Below are 20,164 nucleotides of genomic sequence, written 5' to 3'. Positions count from 1 at the left end.
AGTAGCCATGCACGAACTCTATCAGCCCCGCGAAATCGAAGCCGCTGCCCAAACATTCTGGGATGAGCAAAAGTCTTTTGAAGTCAGTGAACAGCCAGGCAAGGACACTTTCTATTGCCTGTCGATGTTTCCTTACCCGAGCGGCAAGCTGCACATGGGTCATGTGCGCAACTACACCATTGGTGACGTGATCTCCCGTTACCAGCGCATGCTGGGCAAGAACGTCCTGCAGCCGCTGGGCTGGGACGCGTTCGGCATGCCGGCCGAAAACGCCGCCATCGACAACAACGTCGCGCCGGCCAAGTGGACCTACGAAAACATCGCCTACATGAAGAACCAGCTCAAGAGCCTGGGTCTGGCGGTTGACTGGTCGCGCGAAGTTACCACCTGCAAGCCTGATTACTACCGCTGGGAACAATGGCTGTTCACTCGCCTGTTCGAAAAAGGCGTGATCTACCGCAAGAACGGCACCGTCAACTGGGACCCTGTCGACCAGACCGTACTGGCCAACGAGCAGGTCATCGACGGCCGTGGCTGGCGTTCCGGCGCGCTGATCGAAAAGCGCGAAATCCCGATGTACTACTTCAAAATTACCGCCTACGCCGACGAGCTGCTGGAAAGCCTCGACGAGCTGCCGGGCTGGCCTGAACAGGTCAAGACCATGCAGCGCAACTGGATCGGCAGGTCGCGCGGCATGGAAGTGCAGTTTCCGTACGATCAGGCCTCGATCGGCGAAGCCGGTGCACTGAAAGTCTTCACCACCCGCCCTGACACACTGATGGGCGCGACCTATGTCGCCGTTGCCGCCGAACACCCGCTGGCAACCCTGGCCGCTCAAGGCAACCCTGAGCTGCAAGCGTTCATCGATGAATGCAAAGGCGGAAGCGTTGCCGAAGCCGACGTTGCCACTCAGGAAAAGAAAGGCCAGCCGACTTCGCTGTTCGTCGAGCACCCGCTGACCGGCGAAAAACTGCCGGTGTGGGTCGCCAACTACGTGCTGATGCACTACGGCGATGGCGCTGTCATGGCCGTACCGGCACACGACGAGCGCGATTTCGAGTTTGCCACGCAGTACGGTCTGCCGATCAAGCCCGTAGTACGCACCAGTGCTGGCGACCAGACGCCTGCCCCATGGCAGCCGGCCTACGGCGAGCATGGCGAGCTGATCAATTCCGGCGAATTCACCGGCCTGAATTTCCAGTCCGCATTCGATGCCATCGAAGCGGCACTGGTGAAAAAATCCCTCGGCCAGTCGCGCACCCAGTTCCGCCTGCGTGACTGGGGCATCAGCCGCCAGCGTTATTGGGGCTGCCCGATCCCTATCGTGCATTGCGATACCTGTGGCGACGTCCCGGTTCCTGAAGACCAGTTGCCGGTTGTCCTGCCTGAAGACGTAGTGCCCGACGGTGCTGGCTCGCCTTTGGCGCGCATGCCCGAGTTCTACGAATGCAGCTGCCCGAAATGCGGCGCACCGGCCAAGCGCGAAACCGACACCATGGACACCTTCGTCGAGTCCTCGTGGTACTACGCTCGCTATGCTTCGCCGCACTACGAGGGCGGTCTGGTCGAGCCGAACGCTGCCAACCACTGGTTGCCGGTGGACCAATACATCGGCGGCATCGAGCACGCCATTTTGCACCTGCTCTACGCGCGCTTCTTCCACAAGCTGATGCGTGACGAAGGCCTGGTGACCTCGAACGAGCCGTTCAAGAACCTGCTGACCCAAGGCATGGTCAACGCCGAAACCTACTTCCGCATGGAAACCAGCGGCAAGAAGACCTGGATCAACCCGGCCGACGTGACCCTCGAAAGAGACGCCAAGGCCAAGGTGATCAGCGCGAAACTGACCAGCGATGGCCTGCCGGTGGAAATCGGCGGCACTGAAAAGATGTCGAAGTCGAAGAAAAACGGCATCGACCCGCAAACCATGATCGATCAGTACGGTGCCGATACCTGCCGTCTGTTCATGATGTTCGCCTCCCCGCCCGACATGAGCCTGGAATGGTCCGACTCGGGCGTTGAAGGCTCGCATCGCTTCCTGCGCCGCGTGTGGCGTCTGGCTCAGGCGCATATCGCTCAAGGCCCGTCGACCGGCCTGGACGTTGCGGCATTGTCCGATGAGCAGAAAGTCATCCGCCGCGCAATTCATCAGGCGATCAAACAGGCGAGCCAGGATATTGGCCAGAACCAGAAATTCAACACCGCTGTCGCGCAAGTGATGACGCTGATGAACGTGCTGGAAAAAGCCCCGCAGGACACACCGCAGGATCGCGCGCTGCTGCAGGAGGGTCTGGAAACGGTCACCCTGTTGCTGGCACCTATCACGCCGCACATCAGCCACGAGCTGTGGACGCAACTGGGCCACAATGAGCCGGTCATCGACGCTGGCTGGCCTGCATGCGATGCAAATGCGCTGGTTCAGGACAGCCTGCAACTGGTGATTCAGGTCAACGGCAAACTGCGCGGCCATATCGAAATGCCCGCCAGCGCCAGCCGCGAAGAAGTCGAAGCGGCCGCACGTATCAACGAGAACGTATTGCGCTTCACTGATGGCCTGACCATTCGCAAGGTGATCGTCGTGCCTGGCAAGCTGGTCAATATCGTCGCAAGCTGATTGGATCGGGCGCCAGGCAAACGCCGGGCGCCGAACATATTTCCAGGGTACGCACTGGCGGCCCAAACGGATTCAAGGGGAGCATCAAGATGATCAAACGCAATTTGCTGGTGATGGGCCTGGCTGTTCTGTTGAGTGCCTGTGGCTTCCAGCTGCGTGGCACCGGCACCACCGAGCTGGCGATCAAGGAGCTGGATGTCAGCGCGCGTAACGCTTATGGCGAAACCGTGACTCAACTCACTCGCCTGCTGACCAGTTCCGGCGTCAAGGTCTACACCGGCGCGCCTTACAAGCTCATGCTGACCAACGAAGCCGAAACCCAGCGCACCGTCAGCTACTCGGGCTCGGGCCGCTCGGCTGAATACCAGCTGACCACCACCCTGACCTATGAAGTGCATGGCGACAGAGATCGCTTCCTGCTCGGCGACAAGGTCAGCACGGACCGCTCCTACGTTCACGATGGCAACAACCTGACCGGTTCCGATCAGGAAGCCGCCCAGGTTCGTCAGGAAATGCGCAACGACCTGATCCAGAAATTGATGGCGCGCTTGCAGCAGATGACGCCGGCACGCCTGGAACAGCTGCAGGCCAAGGCTGACGCAGTTGCCAAGGCTGAAGCCGACGCACAGGAAGCCGCTCAGCGGATCCGTGACGAGACGCCTCAGCAGTCGCCTGTCGAAGTACCGGCCAGGTAAGTGTCCGGGGCCAGTCAGCTGGCCCCGACATGCTCTGACTCATGAAACTCGCCCCCGCCCAACTGGGTAAACACCTGCAAGGTGCACTTGCGCCTGTCTACGTGATCAGCGGCGACGACCCGCTGCTCTGCCAGGAAGCGGCTGACGCCGTGCGCGCCGCTGCGCGCCAGCAAGGCTTCGATGAGCGACAGGTGTTCAGCGCTGACGCCAGTTTCGACTGGGGTACGTTGCTTCAGGCCGGCGCCAGCATGTCACTGTTCGCCGAGCGCCGTCTTCTGGAACTGCGTTTGCCCTCCGGCAAACCCGGTGACAAAGGCGCTGCGGCGCTCATGGAATACTGCGCAAGGCCGGCCGAAGACACCCTGCTACTGATCAGTCTGCCCAAGCTCGATGGCAGTGCGCAGAAAACCAAATGGGGCAAGGCACTGGTTGAGGGTGCGCAAACCCAGTTCGTGCAGATCTGGCCGGTAGACATTGGCCAACTGCCGCAATGGATTCGCCAGCGCCTCTCTCAGGCAGGGCTTGCTGCGACCCAGGACGCTGTCGAATTGATCGCTGCCCGGGTCGAAGGCAACCTGCTGGCAGCCGCGCAGGAAATCGAAAAGCTCAAGTTGATGGCCGAAGAAGGCCAGATCACCGTCGAGACAGTACAGGCGGCCGTGGCCGACAGTGCGCGCTTCGATGTATTCGGTCTGACCGATGCAGTGCTCAACGGCGAAGCAGCCCATGCGTTGCGCATGCTGGAAGGCCTGCGCGGCGAAGGGGTCGAAACCCCCGTGATCCTCTGGGCCCTGACCCGCGAGCTGCGCGCACTGGCCAACATGTCCCAGCAGTTCAGCCAGGGCGTGCCGCTCGACAAAGTGTTCAGCTCAGCCCGCCCGCCAATCTGGGACAAGCGCAAGCCGCTGATGAGCAAAGCCCTGCAACGCCATTCGGCAAAACGCTGGAGCCAGCTGCTCATGGATGCACAGCGCATCGATGCGCAGATCAAGGGTCAGGCGGCAGGCTCGCCCTGGAGCAGCCTGAGCAGGCTGGCGCTGCTGATGGCCGGGCAACGGCTGGCATTGCCTGCGGAGTAGGCAGGTGCTGTCGACTCTCGTTCCCACGCTTTGCGTGGTAATGCCCTTCAGGACGCTCTGCGTCCTCTTGTGACGCGGAGCGTCACGAACTGCATGCCGACGCAGAGCATCGGCACGATAATCAAAGTGAGGCGCCTGCACTGCCCCCTTCGCGAGCAAGCTCGCTCCCACAGGTATTGCATTCAAGTCCGCGCTCAGCGTCATAGCACACGACTATTAGACACAAGCGCCGTTCTGCCCGATGATTTGCATCGCTTTACAACACCCATCAGGAGCACCCGCCATGAGCAAGCCAAAGCGGCCGAACAAGGCCAAATCCATTATCGCCCAGCCATTGTTCCGCAGTCGTCAGGAACAACCCGCCAAGGGCAAAGGCAGCTACCGCCGCGAAGCCTTCCAGTCTAAAAGCTGGGAGGCTTCCTGCTTTATGGCGGCCTGATATCGAGCAACATCTCCGAGGCGCTTTCAACCGCTTAGCCGTGTTATGGTCTGCACCTAACGGTAATACCCTTGGACTCAAGCATGCCTTCTCGTTTTACCCATCGCCCGCAGCTGCGCCAACTCATCGCTGCCTCCAGCCTTATTGCCTTGGTAGCCTGCGCAGAAAAACCCACTGCAGCCGATGCCACGCCTCTTCAATCCAGCAAAGCACAGACAAACGCTCCTGCCGTAGCCCCTACGCCTGCGCTGGTCGTTGATGACACCCTCACGATTCAACCCGCCGTCAGCTTCAGCGAATGGCAGGCCGGTTTTCGTGTTCAGGCGTTAAAGGCAGGTATCCGGGCGGATGTATTCGATCTGGCATTCGCCGGTGTCACTCCAGACATGAGCGTGGTCAAGGCCGACCGCAGCCAGCCTGAGTTCACCCGTCCGATCTGGGAATACCTGGACGGTGCCATCTCCGCCGCACGCGTGCGCAAGGGGCAGGCGCTGCTTTCGCAGTACGCTGACGACCTGCAGAAGATCGAGCAGCAGTATGGCGTGGATCGTCAGGCGCTGGTCGCGGTATGGGGCATGGAAAGTAATTTCGGGTCGTTCCAGGGCACGCAATCCGTCATTCGCTCGCTGGCTACGCTGGCCTATGAAGGCCGTCGTCCGGGTTTTGCACAGAGCCAATTGCTGGCCGCGCTGGAAATCATCCAGCATGGCGACATCACACCGGACAAGATGCTGGGTTCGTGGGCCGGTGCGATGGGCCAGACCCAGTTCATCCCGACCACCTACAACACCCACGCCGTCGACTTTGACGGCGATGGCCGCCGTGACATCTGGAACACTCCCGCCGATGCCCTGGCCTCCACTGCGCATTACCTGCAAAGCTCTGGCTGGCAACGTGGTCAGCCCTGGGGCTTTGAAGTGGTGCTCGGCTCCGGGTTTGATTACTCGCTGGCAGATTCGACAACCCGCAAGAGTCTTGCGGAGTGGCAGCAGTTGGGCCTGAAACAGCCGGACGGCTCGGCGATTCCAGTCGCAGCCAGCCAGCAGCAAGCCGCCTTGCTGTTGCCAGCCGGTTATCGCGGGCCAGCCTTTCTGGTGCTGGATAACTTCCGCGCCATTCTCAAGTACAACAACTCCACCTCCTACGCACTGGCGATCAGTCTGCTTTCTGACCGCTTCAAAGGGGCTGGCTACGTAGTAGGCGCATGGCCACGCGGGGACACTCCGCTGAGCCGCTCTGAACGCATTGAACTGCAAACCCTGCTCTCGGCACGCCAGTACGACGCAGGCGCACCAGACGGCATTATCGGTGCCAATACGCGCAAGGCCATTCGTAGCGCGCAGCAGTCATTCGGCTGGCCAGCCGATGGTTACCCGACGCATGAATTGCTGGAGGCCCTGCGCAAGCCTGCGGGGCAGTAATCGGGAGGACGCAGAGCGTCCAGAACGGCATGCCAACGCAGAGCATTGGCACGATAGTCCGCAGAGCATCGGCACGATAATCAACCGCAAAAAAAGGGCCAGGTATCGCTACCTGGCCCTTCTTCGTTTCAACGCTCGCTATCTATCAGAGCATCGCCTTGGCAATCTTGGCCTGTTCGTCAGCATGGTACGAAGAACGCACCAGCGGCCCGGATGCGACGTTCTTGAAGCCCATCTTGTAACCTTCCTCGGCGAACCAGGCGAAGGTGTCCGGGTGCACGAAGCGCTGCACCGGCAGGTGGTTACGCGATGGCTGCAGGTATTGACCCAGCGTCAGCATGTCGATGTCGTGCTCGCGCATGCGCTGCATGACTTCGATAACCTCTTCGTCGGTCTCGCCCAGGCCCAGCATAAGCCCGGATTTGGTCGGTACATGCGGGACCATCTGTTTGAAGCGCTGCAACAGGGTCAACGACCACTGGTAGTCCGAACCCGGACGCGCAGCCTTGTACAGACGCGGCACGGTTTCCAGGTTGTGGTTGAACACATCCGGCGGCTCGGCGGCGGTGATTTCCAGCGCCACGTCCATCCGGCCACGGTAATCCGGCACCAGCGTTTCGAGCTGTACGCCCGGCGACAGCAGGCGGATCTCGCGAATGCAGTCGGCAAAGTGCTGAGCGCCGCCGTCACGCAAGTCGTCACGGTCCACCGAGGTGATGACCACGTACTTCAGACGCAGGTCGGCAATTGCGATGGCAAGGCTCTTCGGTTCGTTGACGTCGAGCGGCTTCGGACGACCATGGCCCACGTCGCAGAACGGGCAGCGACGGGTGCAGATGTCGCCCATGATCATGAACGTTGCGGTGCCACCGGAGAAGCATTCGCCCAGGTTCGGGCAGGACGCCTCTTCACAGACGCTGTGCAGCTTGTGCTTGCGCAGCAATTGCTTGATACGGTCGACTTCCGGAGAAACGGGGATGCGCACGCGAATCCAGTCGGGTTTCTTCGGCAGATCTACCGTTGGAATGATCTTGACCGGGATGCGCGCAACCTTTTCCGCTCCGCGAAGCTTGACGCCCGCTTCGACTTTCGGACGGGCCACTCGCTCGGAAACATCCAGCGTCGGGATCAGGGTTTGCACGGTGTCAGTCATAATGGTTTATTCCGCCCGTAAGGGTCGCCTGCTCAGCGTAGTCGAGGTGTTTGACGAGCTGCGCACGCAGTCGGGCACTTACCTCGGAAAATTCTATCTGCCCTGCCTGATCGCTCAGTTGGGTCATGGCCAACCCAGCGTATCCGCAAGGGTTGATGCGGCGGAACGGCTCAAGGTCCATGTCGACGTTCAGCGCCAGACCATGAAACGAGCAGCCGTTGCGAATGCGCAGACCGAGCGACGCGATTTTCGCGCCGTCGACGTATACACCCGGTGCATCGGCCTTGGCGGCTGCCTTGACGCCGTAGTCGGCGAGCAAGGCAATAAGGGTGTTCTCGATCCGGGTTACCAGATCGCGAACGCCGAAACCAAGGCGCCTGACGTCCAGCATCAGGTAAGCCACCAGTTGGCCCGGGCCATGATAAGTCACTTGGCCGCCACGATCGACCTGTACGACAGGAATATTGCCCGGCAGCAGCAAATGTTCGGCCTTGCCGGACTGTCCCTGGGTGAAAACCGGGGGGTGCTGGACCAGCCAGACCTCATCGGCAGCCTCGCGGCCACGCCCATCGGTAAAGCGTTGCATGGCGTGCCAGGCAGTTTCGTAATCGATCAGGCCCAGATCACGAAAACCCAGCGCAGCCGTCATCAGAGCACCATGTGCACGAAACCCGTAGCGCGAAGGGCACTATTGATATCGCGCAATTGATCTTCGCCTGTAGCGACGATGTGCAACTGGACGGTGGTGTATTTGCCGTTGCTGCTCTGACGCTCGGCGAGCGTCTTGAGGTCGACCTGTGCGTACTTGTGCAGGACTTCCATGACAGCAGCAGTAAAGCCCACGCTGGTATCACCGATCACCTTGATCGGATAGTCATCGCAGGGGAATTCGATTTTGTGCGACTTGATGTCGGTATCAGTCATGGCAGTAAAGGTCTCACAAGCCGTGACGACGGACACGCAGCCCGCTCAGATCATGAGCAGGCCGCGAGAAGGTCGGCAGTAGTTACTGGAAGGTCAGTTGAACAAGCCGTAGAAGAACAGGCGGATGCTATCCCACACGCGGCGGAAAATGCCACCCTCCTCAACTGCATCAAGGGCAATCAGATTGGCGGTGTGAACCACCTGATCGTCTTTCTTGACCTCGACCTTACCGATCACGTCGCCCTTGGCGATTGGCGCAACCAGTTGCGGGTTCATGGTCATGCTGGCGGAAAGCTTCTTCATGTCGCCTTTTGGCATGGTCATGCTCAGATCTTCAGCCAGACCGGCCTTGACCTGACGCTCGGTGCCTTTCCAGACGGTTGCCTGAGCCAGCTCGGTGCCCTTCTGATAGAAGTTCTGGGTTTCGAAGAAACGGAAGCCATAGGTCAGCAGCTTCTGGGTTTCAGCCGCGCGGGCCTGCTCGCTGTTGGTGCCGAACACTACCGCGATCAGACGCATGCCGTCACGTACAGCCGAAGACACCATGCAGTAGCCGGCTTCGTCGGTGTGGCCGGTTTTCAGACCGTCAACGGTCTTGTCGCGCCACAGCAGCAGGTTGCGGTTAGGCTGCTTGATGCCGTTCCAGAAGAACTCTTTCTGCGAGTAGATCGCATAGTGAGCCGGGTCTTCGTGAATGATTGCACGCGCCAGGATCGCCATGTCGTGAGCCGACGAGTAGTGCTCGGGGTTCGGCAGACCGGTCGGGTTCATGAAGTGGCTGTTGGTCATGCCCAGGTCGCCAGCGGTCTTGTTCATCATGTCGGCAAATGCATCTTCGCTGCCGGCAATGTGCTCGGAGATCGCAACACTGGCGTCGTTACCCGACTGGATAATGATGCCGTGCAGCAGGTCGCTGACCGTCACCTGGCTGCCCACCTTGATGAACATCCGCGAACCGCCCGTGCGCCAGGCGTTTTCACTGATGGTCACCGGATCGTTCTCGCCGATCTGGCCGCGACGAATTTCCAGGGTCGCGATATAGGCGGTCATCAGCTTGGTCAGACTGGCAGGCGCCAGACGCTGGTCACCGTTGTTCTCGACCAGAACGTTACCGCTGGTGGCATCCATCAGTACGTAGGACTTGGCTGCCAGCTGCGGTGCAGCAGGCGTCATCTGCTCTGCCGCCCAGACGGTCGGGGTGATAATCAGTGGAACAAGCAGGCACAAACGTTTTGCAAAGGTGGTGATGTTCATCCGTCTCTCTAGAATCCTAATGGGCAAACATGCCCTTGCGGGCAAAACTGAACAGACCGGCGAGGCGAAAACGCCTCGGTACGGCTCGTGGCGCCAGGCTGTAACCCTGGCTGACAAAGTCGCCTGTTCGACACACGACCTTGTGGGCAGTTACCTGCAACGCGTGCCCTGATGGCAAAGCTGCGCCGCCTGCGACTGCATACCGTCCTCTATTGTTGCCGGAGAACGATTGTCGATAAAACTTACTGATCCGATGTCACTACGCTTGGCTGACCAAGATTGGCCGACCTGACGCTGTTTTGCAGTTGCTGGGCTTCACCCGGCGTGTCGATCGGTCCCATCCGGACCCGATAGAGCGTTTGCTGATTGCGAGCTATCGAGCTGACGAATACCGGCGCTCGAACCATCCCGCTCAGTTTCGACCTCAGGAGCTCCGCAGCGTCCGGGTTGGCGAAGGCTCCCACCTGGAGAAACAGCCCAGCGGCTTGTCCTGAAGCGTTTTTTTTTGCGTCAACCTGCAACGGCACGACAGGTGCGGCGTGTTGCTGCGGTGGCGGCGTGTATTGCTCGACGGTTCCGGTCGATGTCGACAGCGCGGGCGGCGTGGCCTGGGCCATCACTTGCGGCTGATTGAGCATCAGCGGTGCCGGACGGCCACGTTGGGCCCACCATTCCTGCGGGTCGATACCTTCGACCTTGACCCGGGCGGTGCCGGTTTCGGCATAGCCCAGCTTTTTGGCGGCAGCATAGGACAGGTCGATGATGCGGTCCGAATAGAACGGCCCGCGGTCGTTGACGCGCAGAATCACCGTGCGGTTGTTGTCCAGGTTGGTCACTTTGACATAGCTGGGCAGCGGCAGGGTCTTGTGCGCGGCGCTCATGCCATACAGGTCATACACCTCGCCGTTGGCGGTGTTCTGGCCATGAAACTTGGTGCCATACCAGGAAGCGGTGCCCGAAGCGACGTAACGCTTTGAATCGCTCATCGGGAAATAGGTCTTGCCCAGCACCGTATACGGGTTGGCCTTATAGGCACCGGTGTGCAGGGTCGGCGTCGCATCGGGGATGCGCGAGACATCCACATCCCACCACGGCGCGCCGTCCTTGTGGGCACGGTTGATGTCCAGCCCCGGCATCGAGCGCACGGCGGCACCGCCTTTTGGCGACTGCGACGAGGTTGTGCGTGACGGCGACGAGCAACTGGCAACCAGCACTGCGAGGCCGGTCAACGCCAGAAGCTTGAATGTTTGCAGAATCGGCAATGCCCGCATTACTTGACGCCTCGAGCTTGAACCAACGATTCAGACAGCTGATACACGGCCATGGCGTACATCACACTGCGGTTATAACGGGTGATTGCATAAAAATTGTTCAAACCCAGCCAGTATTCAGGACCATTGTCGCCTTCCAGACGGAACGCCGTCACCGGCATATCGTCGCGCAGCGCATCATGACTCGCCCAGCCCAGCTGTCGCAACTCCCCGACCGACATTACCGGATCAAGCGCAGGGCTCAACCCTTCGTCAACCCGGTCGCCACGTGCGGTCGCGCGGCTGACTACCGGCTGCCCGGCTACCCAGCCATGACGCTTGAAGTAACTGGCAACGCTGCCGATGGCATCGTCCGGATCGGTCCAGATGTTGATATGGCCGTCGCCGTCGAAATCCACTGCATAAGCGCGGAAACTGCTCGGCATGAACTGCGGCAGGCCCATTGCCCCGGCGTACGAGCCTTTGAGGGTCAAGGGGTCAACCTGTTGTTCGCGCGCCAGCAGCAGAAACTCGCGCAACTCCTTGCGGAAGAACTGGGCGCGTGGCGGGTAATCGAAACCGAGCGTCGACAATGCATCGATCACCCGGTAATTGCCGGTGTTGCGGCCGAAAAAGGTTTCCACGCCAATGATCGAAACGATGATCTGCGCCGGAACGCCATATTCCTGCTCGGCACGGGCCAGCGCGGCCTCGTGCTGACGCCAGAAATCGACACCGCGGGCGATGCGCGTATCGGTGATGAACATCGGCCGATACTCTTTCCACTGCTTGACCCGTTCGGCCGGGCGGGAAATGGCATCGAGAATGGCCTGCTTGCGCTCGACCTCACGGAACAGGCTCATCAACTGCTCACCGGCAAAACCGTGATCGCGGGTCAGCTCACCGACGAATTCCGCTACCTGGGGCGAACCTTCATAGTCGCCGGCCAGTGCCTCTTGCACCGATCCAAGGATGCCCACCAGACCGACCACCGGAGCATATCGAGCCCAGTTACGCATTGCTTGCATTGAATAGTTCACCTTAATCAAACTTGAGCAATCCATTTACGGTGTGTATGGATCGACATCAAAACCCCAAACGCTGACAGTAGGGTCACCAGCGAAGTTCCGCCGTAGCTAATGAAGGGCAATGGCACCCCCACCACTGGCAGCAGGCCACTGACCATACCGATGTTGACGAAAACGTAAACAAAAAACGTCATGGTCAACGCTCCGGCCAGAAGTTTGCCGAATAATGTCTGCGCCTGCGCAGTGATCACAAGCCCGCGGCCGATCAGCAGCATATAGATGATCAGCAGCGCGCAGATGCCTACCAGACCGAACTCTTCACCCAGCACCGCGATGATGAAGTCGGTGTGGCTTTCCGGCAGAAAGTCCAGGTGAGACTGAGTGCCCAGCAGCCAGCCTTTGCCGAAAACGCCGCCCGAACCGATGGCTGCCTTTGACTGAATGATGTTCCAGCCGGTGCCCAGCGGATCGCTTTCCGGGTCGAGGAAGGTCAGCACGCGCTGTTTCTGGTAGTCGTGCATAAAGAAGAACCACATGGCCACCGCCGCAGGCACAGCGGCCGCCAGCACACTGATAATCCAGCGCCAGCGCAGGCCGGCCATGAACAGCACAAAGGCACCTGAGGCCAGAATCAGCAGTGACGTCCCCAGGTCAGGCTGGCGAACGATCAGAATGAACGGCACACCGACCAGGGCGAGACTGACCGCTACATGCTTCAAATGCGGGGGCAGCGTGCGTTTGGACAGATACCAGGCGATGGTCGCCGGCATGATGATCTTGAGAAACTCCGAAGGCTGGAAGCGGATCACCCCGGGAATGTTGATCCAGCGCGTCGCGCCCATGGCGTTGTGACCCATGACATCCACCACTACCAGCAGCAGGACGCCGATGACATACAGTACCGGCACCCAGCGCGCCATGAAGCGCGGCTCCAACTGGGCGATCACCACCATCGCCACCAGACCGATACCAAACGAGCTGGCCTGCTTGATGAGCAGGTCCCAGTTTTTGCCGCTGGCCGAATACAGGACAAACAGGCTGCCAGCCGCCAGGGTCAGCAACAGGATCAACAACGGGCCATCGATATGAATGCGCTGCAAAAAAGTGGCACGGCGACGCATCACGTCTTCGCTGGACAGGATGCGGTCGAAATTACTCTTCACGGGCCGCAGCCTCCAGATTCAGGGAACCGGCATACTCAGGCTTGAGATGGCCGTTTTCGTCGAGCAGCCAGGCGTCCATCACCTGACGCACAACGGGTGCAGCAACGCCGGAACCGGACTCGCCGTTCTCGACCATCACTGCAACAACGATTTTCGGGTTGTCGGCCGGTGCAAAGCCGACAAACAGGGCGTGGTCACGGTGACGCTCCTGAACCTTGGTGCGGTCGTATTTCTCGCCCTGCTTGATGGCGACAACCTGAGCCGTACCGCTCTTGCCCGCGATCCGGTATTGCGCACCAATGGCAGCCTTGCGCGCCGTACCACGCGCGCCGTGCATCACTTCCTGCATACCATGGTTGACTCGCCCCCAGTTGGCCGGATCACGCAGCACGATATCCGGCATCGGGTTTTCATCCACAGGCGCCTTGCCTTCGATGGTTCTGGCCAGATGCGGACGGTTCCACACACCCTTGTTGGCTACCAATGCGGTCGCCTGGGCCAGTTGCAACGGCGTGGCCTGCATATAGCCCTGCCCAATGCCGAGAATCAGCGTTTCGCCAGGGAACCACGCCTGACGACGGGTCGCGCGCTTCCATTCACGGGACGGCATCAGACCGGGGGATTCCTCGAACATATCCAGCGACACTTTCTGCCCGATGCCGAACTTGTTCATGTAGGTGGAAAGCCGGTCGATGCCCAGTTTGTGCGCCAGATCGTAGAAGTACGTGTCATTGGAACGCATGATCGCGGTATCCAGATCCACCCAGCCATCGCCGGTGCGGTTCCAGTTACGGTACTTGTGATCGTAATTGGGCAGTTGGTAATACCCCGGGTCGAACACTCTTGAACCGGGCGTTACCGCACCGGCGTCCAGCCCGGCAATCGCCACGGCAGGCTTGATGGTCGAACCGGGCGGGTAAAGGCCGCGCAGAATGCGGTTGAACAGCGGTCGGTCGATGGAATCGCGCAGCTCGGCGTAGGCCTTGAAGCTGATACCGGTGACAAACAGGTTCGGATCGAAACTCGGCGCGCTGACCATCGCCAGCACTTCTCCGGTGGCCGGGTCCAGCGCCACTACCGCGCCACGACGCCCACCCAGTGCGGCCTCGGCAGCTTCCTGAAGGTTGATGTCCAGGCTAAGAACGATGTCCTTTCCAGGGATCGGGTCGGTGCGCTTGAGCACACGCAGTACGCGACCACGGGCGTTGGTCTCGACCTCTTCGTAGCCGACCTGACCATGCAGCTCGGGCTCGTAAAAGCGCTCGATACCGGTCTTGCCGATGTGGTGCGTGCCGCTGTAATTGATCGGGTCGAGGCTCTTGAGCTCTTTCTCGTTGATCCGTCCCATGTAGCCGACCGAGTGAGCAAAATGCGGCCCTTGCGGGTAATGCCTGACCAGTTGCGCAACCACTTCGACACCTGGCAGGCGGAACTGGTTGACCGCAATCAGGGCGATCTGCTCTTCGCTCAGCTCGAACAGGATAGGCACCGGCTCGAACGGCCGACGCCCCTGCTTCATACGCTTTTCGAAGATGATGCGATCATCCGGGGTGAGCTGCAGGATCTCGACAATGGTGTCGAGCACACTGGACCACTCGCCGGCACGCTCACGGGTCATGCTGAGACTGAAACTGGGCCGGTTGTCGGCGACCACAACGCCATTGCGATCGTAGATCAGCCCACGACTAGGTGGAATCGGCTGAACGTGAACGCGGTTGTTTTCCGAAAGCGTGGAGTGATACTCGTACTGGATGACCTGCAGGTAATACAACCGGGCAATCAGCACGCACACCAGCAACACCACCGCCACGGCACCGAACACGACCCTGCCGCGCACCAGGCGTGCGTCCTTTTCGTGGTCTTTGAGGCGGATCGGTTGAGACATTTAGGCCGTATTCACAGTAAAGACGATGCTACTTGTGATAAGGGTGCCCGGACAGGACCGTCCAGGCGCGATACATCTGTTCGCCGATCAGAATGCGCACCAGTGGATGCGGCAGGGTCAGCGGCGACAGAGACCAGCGTTGCTCACTGCGGGCACAGACTTCAGGTGCCAGCCCCTCGGGGCCGCCGACCATCAGGTTGACCGTGCGCGCATCGAGGCGCCAGCGATCGAGTTCGACCGCCAGCTGTTCGGTACTCCACGGTTTGCCATGCACTTCAAGCGTGACAATCCGCTCGCCCGGCTGCACTTTCGCCAGCATCGCCTCGCCTTCCTGACGGATGAAGCGCGCGACATCGGCGTTCTTGCCTCGGGTATTGAGCGGGATTTCCACCAGTTCCAGCGCAAGCTCGGAGGGCATCCGCTTGGCGTACTCGTGCCAACCTTCCTCCACCCACTTGGGCATGCGCGAACCCACAGCAATCAGACGCAGACGCACATCAAGGCCTTATTCGTTGCCTGGAGTGTGATGCGCAGCGCTGGCGGCACGGCTTTGTTCGGCACCCTGCCACAAGCGTTCCAGGTCGTAGAACTGGCGTGCAGCAGCGGTCATTACGTGAACGATCACATCGCCCAGGTCCAGCAGAACCCAGTCGCTGTCGCCTTTGCCTTCTTCGCTCAGGGATTTGAGGCCGGCCGCCTTGACCTTGTCACGGACGTTATCGACCAGTGCGTTCAGCTGACGGTTGGACGTGCCGGTGCAGATCAGCATGTAGTCGGCGATGCTGGTCTTGTCACGCACATCGATGGTCAGGATGTCGGCACCCTTGACTTCTTCAAGGGCTGCAATCGCAACATTGATGACTTCTTCACTGCTCATTTTTTGCTTTGTCATATAAAACTCATTCAGCTCGTATGTGTGGGACCGTTCAAACGCTTATCGATCAAAGCAGTTTCAGGACGACCCATCAGTGTTCGGCGCACGGTAAAGCCCGCGCGCATCGATATAGGCCAGTACCGCGTCTGGCACCAGAAAACGTACCGACTTACCGCTGGCCAGCAGTTGACGGATCTGGGTGGCAGACACCGATAAAGGCGTCTGCCAGACGAATGTAATGTGTCCACCCGGCCCTTTCAGGGCCTTGGGGTCGCTGACCGCACGTGCCGCCAGCAGATTGCGCATGGCATCCGGCGACTCGCTGTCCGCGTCCGGGCGTTGCAGCACCACGATATGGCAGTGCTCCAGCAGTTCTTCCCACCTGTGCCAGGTCGGCAGCCCGCAAAAGGCATCCCAACCCAGCAACAGGAACAACTGGTCCTGAGGCGCCAGTTCGGCGCGCATCGATTCCAGTGTGTCGAGGGTATACGACGGTTTGTCCCGCTTCAGTTCACGGTCATCCACCGTCAAGGGCGACACACCCGCAACCGCGCTCTGAACCATCGCCAGACGGTCCTCGGCAGTGACACTCGGCATGTCACGATGCGGAGGCCTGGCGCTGGGCGTCAGGCGCAACTCATCGAGTTCCAGCAGTTCGGCCACTTCGAGCGCACCGCGCAAGTGACCGATATGAACCGGGTCAAACGTACCCCCAAGCATACCGATACGTCTGGGCAGCGCTGTCGTGGGGTTGTTCAAGTCAGGCTTGTCCGCGCAATTGACCATCACCGATCACGATGTACTTCTCGCAGGTCAACCCTTCAAGCCCGACAGGACCGCGGGCGTGCAGCTTATCAGTAGAAATGCCGATCTCGGCACCCAATCCGTATTCGAACCCGTCCGCGAAGCTGGTCGGCGCATTGACCATGACCGAACTGGAGTCGACCTCGGCCATGAACCGGCGAATCTGGCTTTGATGGTCGGAAACGATGGCATCGCTGTGATGCGAACCATAATGGTTGATGTGCTCGATGGCTTCGTCCAGCCCTGAAACGACGCGAATCGACAGGATTGCAGCCAGGTATTCGGTGTGCCAGTCGTCTTCGGTGGCCGGAATAACGTCGATCAGGTCACGAGTGCGCTCGCAACCGCGCAACTCGACGCCCTTCTCGCGAAACTGCGCGGCCATGGCGGGCAGGAAATCGGCGGCGATGGTTTGATCGACCAGCAGGGTTTCCATCGCGCCGCAGATGCCGTAGCGGTAGGTCTTGGCATTGAAGGCAATCTTCTGCGCCTTGGCCAGATCGGCGTGAGCGCTGACATACACATGGCAGATGCCGTCCAGATGTTTGATGACCGGCACACGCGCATCGCGGCTGACCCGCTCGATCAGGCCCTTGCCGCCACGCGGAACGATGACGTCAACGTACTCGGGCATGGTGATCAAAGCGCCAACTGCTGCACGGTCGGTGGTTTCAACCACCTGCACCACGGCAGCAGGCAGCCCGGCCTCGGCCAGACCACGCTCGATGCAGGCGGCAATGGCACGATTGGAGTGAATGGCTTCGGAACCGCCGCGCAGGATGGTCGCGTTACCGGACTTCAGGCACAGACTGGCCGCATCAATGGTCACATTCGGACGCGACTCGTAGATGATTCCCACAACCCCCAGCGGCACGCGCATCTTGCCGACCTGAATACCCGACGGCCGATAGCTCATGTCGCGGATCGCACCGACCGGGTCTGCCAGACCGGCTACCTGACGCAACCCGACGATCATGCTGTCGATACGCGCGGGGGTCAGGGCCAGTCGTTCCAGCATTGCCGGCTCAAGGCCGTTGGCCTGACCATTGGCCAGGTCCAGCGCATTGGCGGCAGACAGCTCGGCGCGCGCCTCGTCCAGAGCGGCGGCAGTGGCTTGCAGGGCGCGGTTCTTCTGCGCAGTGCTGGCACGACCGATCACTCGCGAGGCTTCGCGGGCGGCGCGACCCAGGCGGGTCATGTAGTCAAGAACGGACTCAGTCATGGTCTCAGAGGTCTTGGCAAAGAGGAAAGCGACTGATTATAGCTGTCGTGCCGCACGAACGACAGCGCAGACAGGCGGATGGTCGATATCAGTGCGCAGATTTATTGACCGGCGACTGGCATTGCAGCACGCCATGCGCATGCAGACATCGCGCATGGCGCTGAATGGCTTGTCATGATTCAGTCACGTTCAGAAACAACAAAGCCGCTAATCCAGACACATTCAGCTGCAATTAAAGTTGCGCTTGTTATTATCGGGCACCTTCTCAACGTGCCCGCCTGACTATGCCCGCTGCCCTTCCGGATCATTTCTTCCATCGCGATGCCCAGTTGCTGGCCCGCGACCTGCTGGGCAAGGTCATTCGGCATAAGGTGGGCGAGCTGTGGCTGGCCGCCCGAATCATCGAAACCGAAGCGTACTACTGCGCTGAAAAAGGCAGCCATGCTTCGCTGGGCTATACCGAAAAGCGCAAGGCACTGTTCCTCGACGGCGGGCATATCTATATGTACTACGCGCGCGGCGGTGACTCGCTGAATTTCAGCGCCGAGGGGGCGGGCAATGCAGTGCTGATCAAATCGGCATTTCCCTGGACCGACGCAACCAGCGACGAAAACGCCCTGGCCCAGATGCAGTTGAACAACCCCGACGCCAGCGGCGCAATCCGCCCGCCGCAACGGCTCTGTGCTGGCCAGACGCTGCTATGCAAGGCGCTTGGCCTGAAAGTACCGGAGTGGGACGCCAGGCGCTTCGACCCCCAGAGAATGCTGGTCGAAGACATCGGCCAGACACCCGAGCGCATTATCCAGACCACCCGTCTGGGTATCCCTGCCGGGCGCGATGAGCATTTGATGTATCGCTTCGTAGATGCCGGTTATGCCCGTTTCTGCACACGGAACCCTCTCAGACGCGGTCAGGTCGAAGGCCGCGACTACTTATTTTTCGATCAAGGAAACTGACCGATGGGCGATCTGCTCAATGGCATGACCGGCTGGCTGACCGCAAACCCTTCCTGGGTGGCTGTCGCGATCTTTTTGGTGGCCTTCACTGAATGCGTCGCGATCGTCGGGATCGTCGTGCCGGGCACGGTCATCATGTTTGCCATCGCCGCCTTGGCGGGCAGCGGCATACTGCCGTTGAGCGAAGTGCTGTTACTGGGTTTTCTCGGTGGGCTGCTGGGTGACGCGGTGTCGTACTTCATAGGTCGGCGCTTTCATCAGAATATCCGTCAGTTGCCCGGCTTGCGCACGCACCCGGAGTGGATGGAAGGTGCGGAAAAATACTTCCACCGTTACGGCATCGCCAGTTTGCTGGTCGGGCGCTTCATCGGCCCGCTACGCCCGATGCTGCCAATGATTGCCGGCATGTGCGACATGCCGCTGCCGCGCTTTGCGGCCGTCAGTGTATTGGCCGCGGCAGGCTGGTCGATTGCCTACCTGATGCCGGGCTGGGCGGCGGGCGCGGCCATTCGCCTGCCGCTGCCGGAAGGCTTCTGGCCTGAGGCGGCAGTGGTCGGTGCCGGTCTGGCGATTCTGTTCGGGCTGAGTATTCAGAGCAGCATTCGCCAAAAGCGTTATGCAACCAAACTTATTTCCGTGCTCAGCCTGACGCTGGTCGCGGCGCTGTTCATCGGCTGGCCCTATCTGGCAGACTTCGACAACGGCCTGATGACGCTCATTCAAGAGCATCGCAGCGAGGCCGCACAGAACATCGTGATCTTCGTCACCAGCATCGGCGACTTCAAGGCCCAGTTGCTGGCGGCCTCCCTGCTGATCATCGTGCTGGCCGTTGCCAGACAATGGCGTCACGCAGCCTTTGCCCTGACCGCAACACTGGGTACCGCGATTGCCAATGGCACCCTGAAAACGTTCTTCGCCCGCGCTCGTCCGGAGGTGCTGGTAGAGCCGCTGACCACTTACAGCATGCCCAGTGGCCACAGTTCTGCGGCCTTTGCGCTGTTCATGACGCTGGCGGTGCTGGCCGGGCGCGGCCAGCCCGTGCGCCTGCGCCTGAGCTGGATGCTGGTCGGCGGCATTCCGGCACTGGCCATCGCGCTTTCCAGGGTTTATCTGGGCGTTCACTGGCCAACGGACATCCTCGCAGGAATGCTCCTGGCGTTCTGTGTCTGCGCCGCCAGCCTGGCATTCATTCAGCGCAACGACCCCTTGCCCGCCATGTCGGTCCGGGTCTGGTGGCTCATCGTCCCGGCAATGACCGCGCTGCTAGGCATTTTCGCAGTGCGCGCCCTCTCCCACGCGGTACTGCGTTACCAGTACTGATCGGCATACCTGATCGCGCCCGTACGAAACGGGTGCGACACTTCTCAAATCTGGCACCTTGCCAGTGCTCTTTCGAGGCGTTG

Annotated in this window: 19 protein-coding genes; 7 read left to right on the top strand and 12 right to left on the bottom strand. The window is 60.3% G+C overall.

What is annotated here, in order from left to right; genetic code table 11:
* Positions 1-7: 7 nt before the first annotated feature.
* The 5 genes from leuS (at position 8) to RYC17_RS09140 (ending at position 6,248) form a co-directional block, all read left to right on the top strand.
* On the top strand, positions 8-2,614 hold the full coding sequence (gene leuS, locus RYC17_RS09160) for a leucine--tRNA ligase (protein WP_058408688.1): 2,607 nt from the start codon (positions 8-10) through the stop codon (positions 2,612-2,614).
* Positions 2,615-2,703: 89 nt separating this feature from the next.
* Entirely contained in the window at positions 2,704-3,309 is a 606-nt protein-coding gene (lptE, locus tag RYC17_RS09155) for an LPS assembly lipoprotein LptE (RefSeq protein WP_002555323.1), read from the top strand.
* Positions 3,310-3,350: 41 nt separating this feature from the next.
* Positions 3,351-4,388: a DNA polymerase III subunit delta gene (gene holA, locus RYC17_RS09150; RefSeq protein ID WP_057402161.1), complete on the top strand. Its 1,038-nt coding sequence runs from the start codon at positions 3,351-3,353 to the stop codon at positions 4,386-4,388.
* Positions 4,389-4,671: 283 nt separating this feature from the next.
* A complete protein-coding gene (gene arfA, locus RYC17_RS09145) occupies positions 4,672-4,827 on the top strand; it encodes an alternative ribosome rescue factor ArfA (protein WP_002555325.1) in 156 nt (51 codons plus the stop codon).
* 83 nt (positions 4,828-4,910) lie between these two features.
* Positions 4,911-6,248 (top strand): lytic murein transglycosylase, encoded by a 1,338-nt coding sequence (locus RYC17_RS09140; RefSeq protein ID WP_058402601.1) that lies wholly within the window; start codon positions 4,911-4,913, stop codon positions 6,246-6,248.
* Positions 6,249-6,393: 145 nt separating this feature from the next.
* On the opposite strand, the gene lipA is transcribed toward RYC17_RS09140, so the two are convergent.
* The 12 genes from lipA to RYC17_RS09080 form a co-directional block, all read right to left on the bottom strand.
* Positions 6,394-7,401 (bottom strand): lipoyl synthase, encoded by a 1,008-nt coding sequence (gene lipA / locus RYC17_RS09135; protein ID WP_002555327.1) that lies wholly within the window; start codon positions 7,399-7,401, stop codon positions 6,394-6,396.
* Positions 7,394-8,050: a lipoyl(octanoyl) transferase LipB gene (gene lipB / locus RYC17_RS09130; protein WP_005745386.1), complete on the bottom strand. Its 657-nt coding sequence runs from the start codon at positions 8,048-8,050 to the stop codon at positions 7,394-7,396. The genes lipA and lipB overlap by 8 nt, the downstream gene beginning before the upstream one ends.
* Positions 8,050-8,325 (bottom strand): DUF493 domain-containing protein, encoded by a 276-nt coding sequence (locus tag RYC17_RS09125; protein WP_002555329.1) that lies wholly within the window; start codon positions 8,323-8,325, stop codon positions 8,050-8,052. Before RYC17_RS09125 ends, lipB begins: the two co-directional genes overlap by 1 nt.
* A 93-nt stretch (positions 8,326-8,418) precedes the next feature.
* On the bottom strand, positions 8,419-9,579 hold the full coding sequence (locus RYC17_RS09120) for a D-alanyl-D-alanine carboxypeptidase family protein (protein ID WP_002555330.1): 1,161 nt from the start codon (positions 9,577-9,579) through the stop codon (positions 8,419-8,421).
* 242 nt (positions 9,580-9,821) lie between these two features.
* Positions 9,822-10,850, bottom strand: coding sequence for a septal ring lytic transglycosylase RlpA family protein (locus RYC17_RS09115; RefSeq protein WP_002555332.1), 1,029 nt, complete (start codon positions 10,848-10,850; stop codon positions 9,822-9,824).
* On the bottom strand, positions 10,850-11,857 hold the full coding sequence (gene mltB / locus RYC17_RS09110) for a lytic murein transglycosylase B (RefSeq protein WP_002555333.1): 1,008 nt from the start codon (positions 11,855-11,857) through the stop codon (positions 10,850-10,852). The genes RYC17_RS09115 and mltB overlap by 1 nt, the downstream gene beginning before the upstream one ends.
* A gap of 17 nt (positions 11,858-11,874) precedes the next feature.
* On the bottom strand, positions 11,875-12,978 hold the full coding sequence (gene rodA, locus RYC17_RS09105; RefSeq protein ID WP_003368803.1) for a rod shape-determining protein RodA: 1,104 nt from the start codon (positions 12,976-12,978) through the stop codon (positions 11,875-11,877).
* Positions 12,979-13,009: 31 nt separating this feature from the next.
* Entirely contained in the window at positions 13,010-14,905 is a 1,896-nt protein-coding gene (gene mrdA, locus RYC17_RS09100) for a penicillin-binding protein 2 (RefSeq protein WP_058402603.1), read from the bottom strand.
* Positions 14,906-14,933: 28 nt separating this feature from the next.
* The gene (gene rlmH, locus RYC17_RS09095) at positions 14,934-15,401 is read right to left on the bottom strand and encodes a 23S rRNA (pseudouridine(1915)-N(3))-methyltransferase RlmH (RefSeq protein WP_002555336.1); all 468 of its coding nucleotides are present in this window, start codon (positions 15,399-15,401) and stop codon (positions 14,934-14,936) included.
* Between the two features lie 9 nt (positions 15,402-15,410).
* The gene (gene rsfS, locus RYC17_RS09090) at positions 15,411-15,797 is read right to left on the bottom strand and encodes a ribosome silencing factor (RefSeq protein WP_002555337.1); all 387 of its coding nucleotides are present in this window, start codon (positions 15,795-15,797) and stop codon (positions 15,411-15,413) included.
* A gap of 60 nt (positions 15,798-15,857) precedes the next feature.
* A complete protein-coding gene (gene nadD, locus RYC17_RS09085; protein WP_161794688.1) occupies positions 15,858-16,517 on the bottom strand; it encodes a nicotinate-nucleotide adenylyltransferase in 660 nt (219 codons plus the stop codon).
* A 22-nt stretch (positions 16,518-16,539) separates the two neighbouring features.
* On the bottom strand, positions 16,540-17,805 hold the full coding sequence (locus RYC17_RS09080) for a glutamate-5-semialdehyde dehydrogenase (RefSeq protein ID WP_002555339.1): 1,266 nt from the start codon (positions 17,803-17,805) through the stop codon (positions 16,540-16,542).
* A 284-nt stretch (positions 17,806-18,089) separates the two neighbouring features.
* Here RYC17_RS09080 and RYC17_RS09075 point away from each other — a divergent pair, with 284 nt between their 5' ends.
* Together RYC17_RS09075 and RYC17_RS09070 are read left to right on the top strand one after the other, a co-directional pair.
* Complete coding sequence (locus RYC17_RS09075) at positions 18,090-18,761, top strand: DNA-3-methyladenine glycosylase (protein WP_316902785.1); 672 nt, start codon at positions 18,090-18,092, stop codon at positions 18,759-18,761.
* Between the two features lie 3 nt (positions 18,762-18,764).
* The gene (locus RYC17_RS09070) at positions 18,765-20,081 is read left to right on the top strand and encodes a bifunctional DedA family/phosphatase PAP2 family protein (protein WP_058402605.1); all 1,317 of its coding nucleotides are present in this window, start codon (positions 18,765-18,767) and stop codon (positions 20,079-20,081) included.
* Positions 20,082-20,164 lie beyond the last annotated feature (83 nt).

Origin of the sequence: Pseudomonas syringae group sp. J248-6 (assembly GCF_032586995.1) — a bacterium.
GTDB lineage: Bacteria > Pseudomonadota > Gammaproteobacteria > Pseudomonadales > Pseudomonadaceae > Aquipseudomonas > Aquipseudomonas amygdali.
This window is presented reverse-complemented; position numbering and strand designations above follow the sequence as displayed.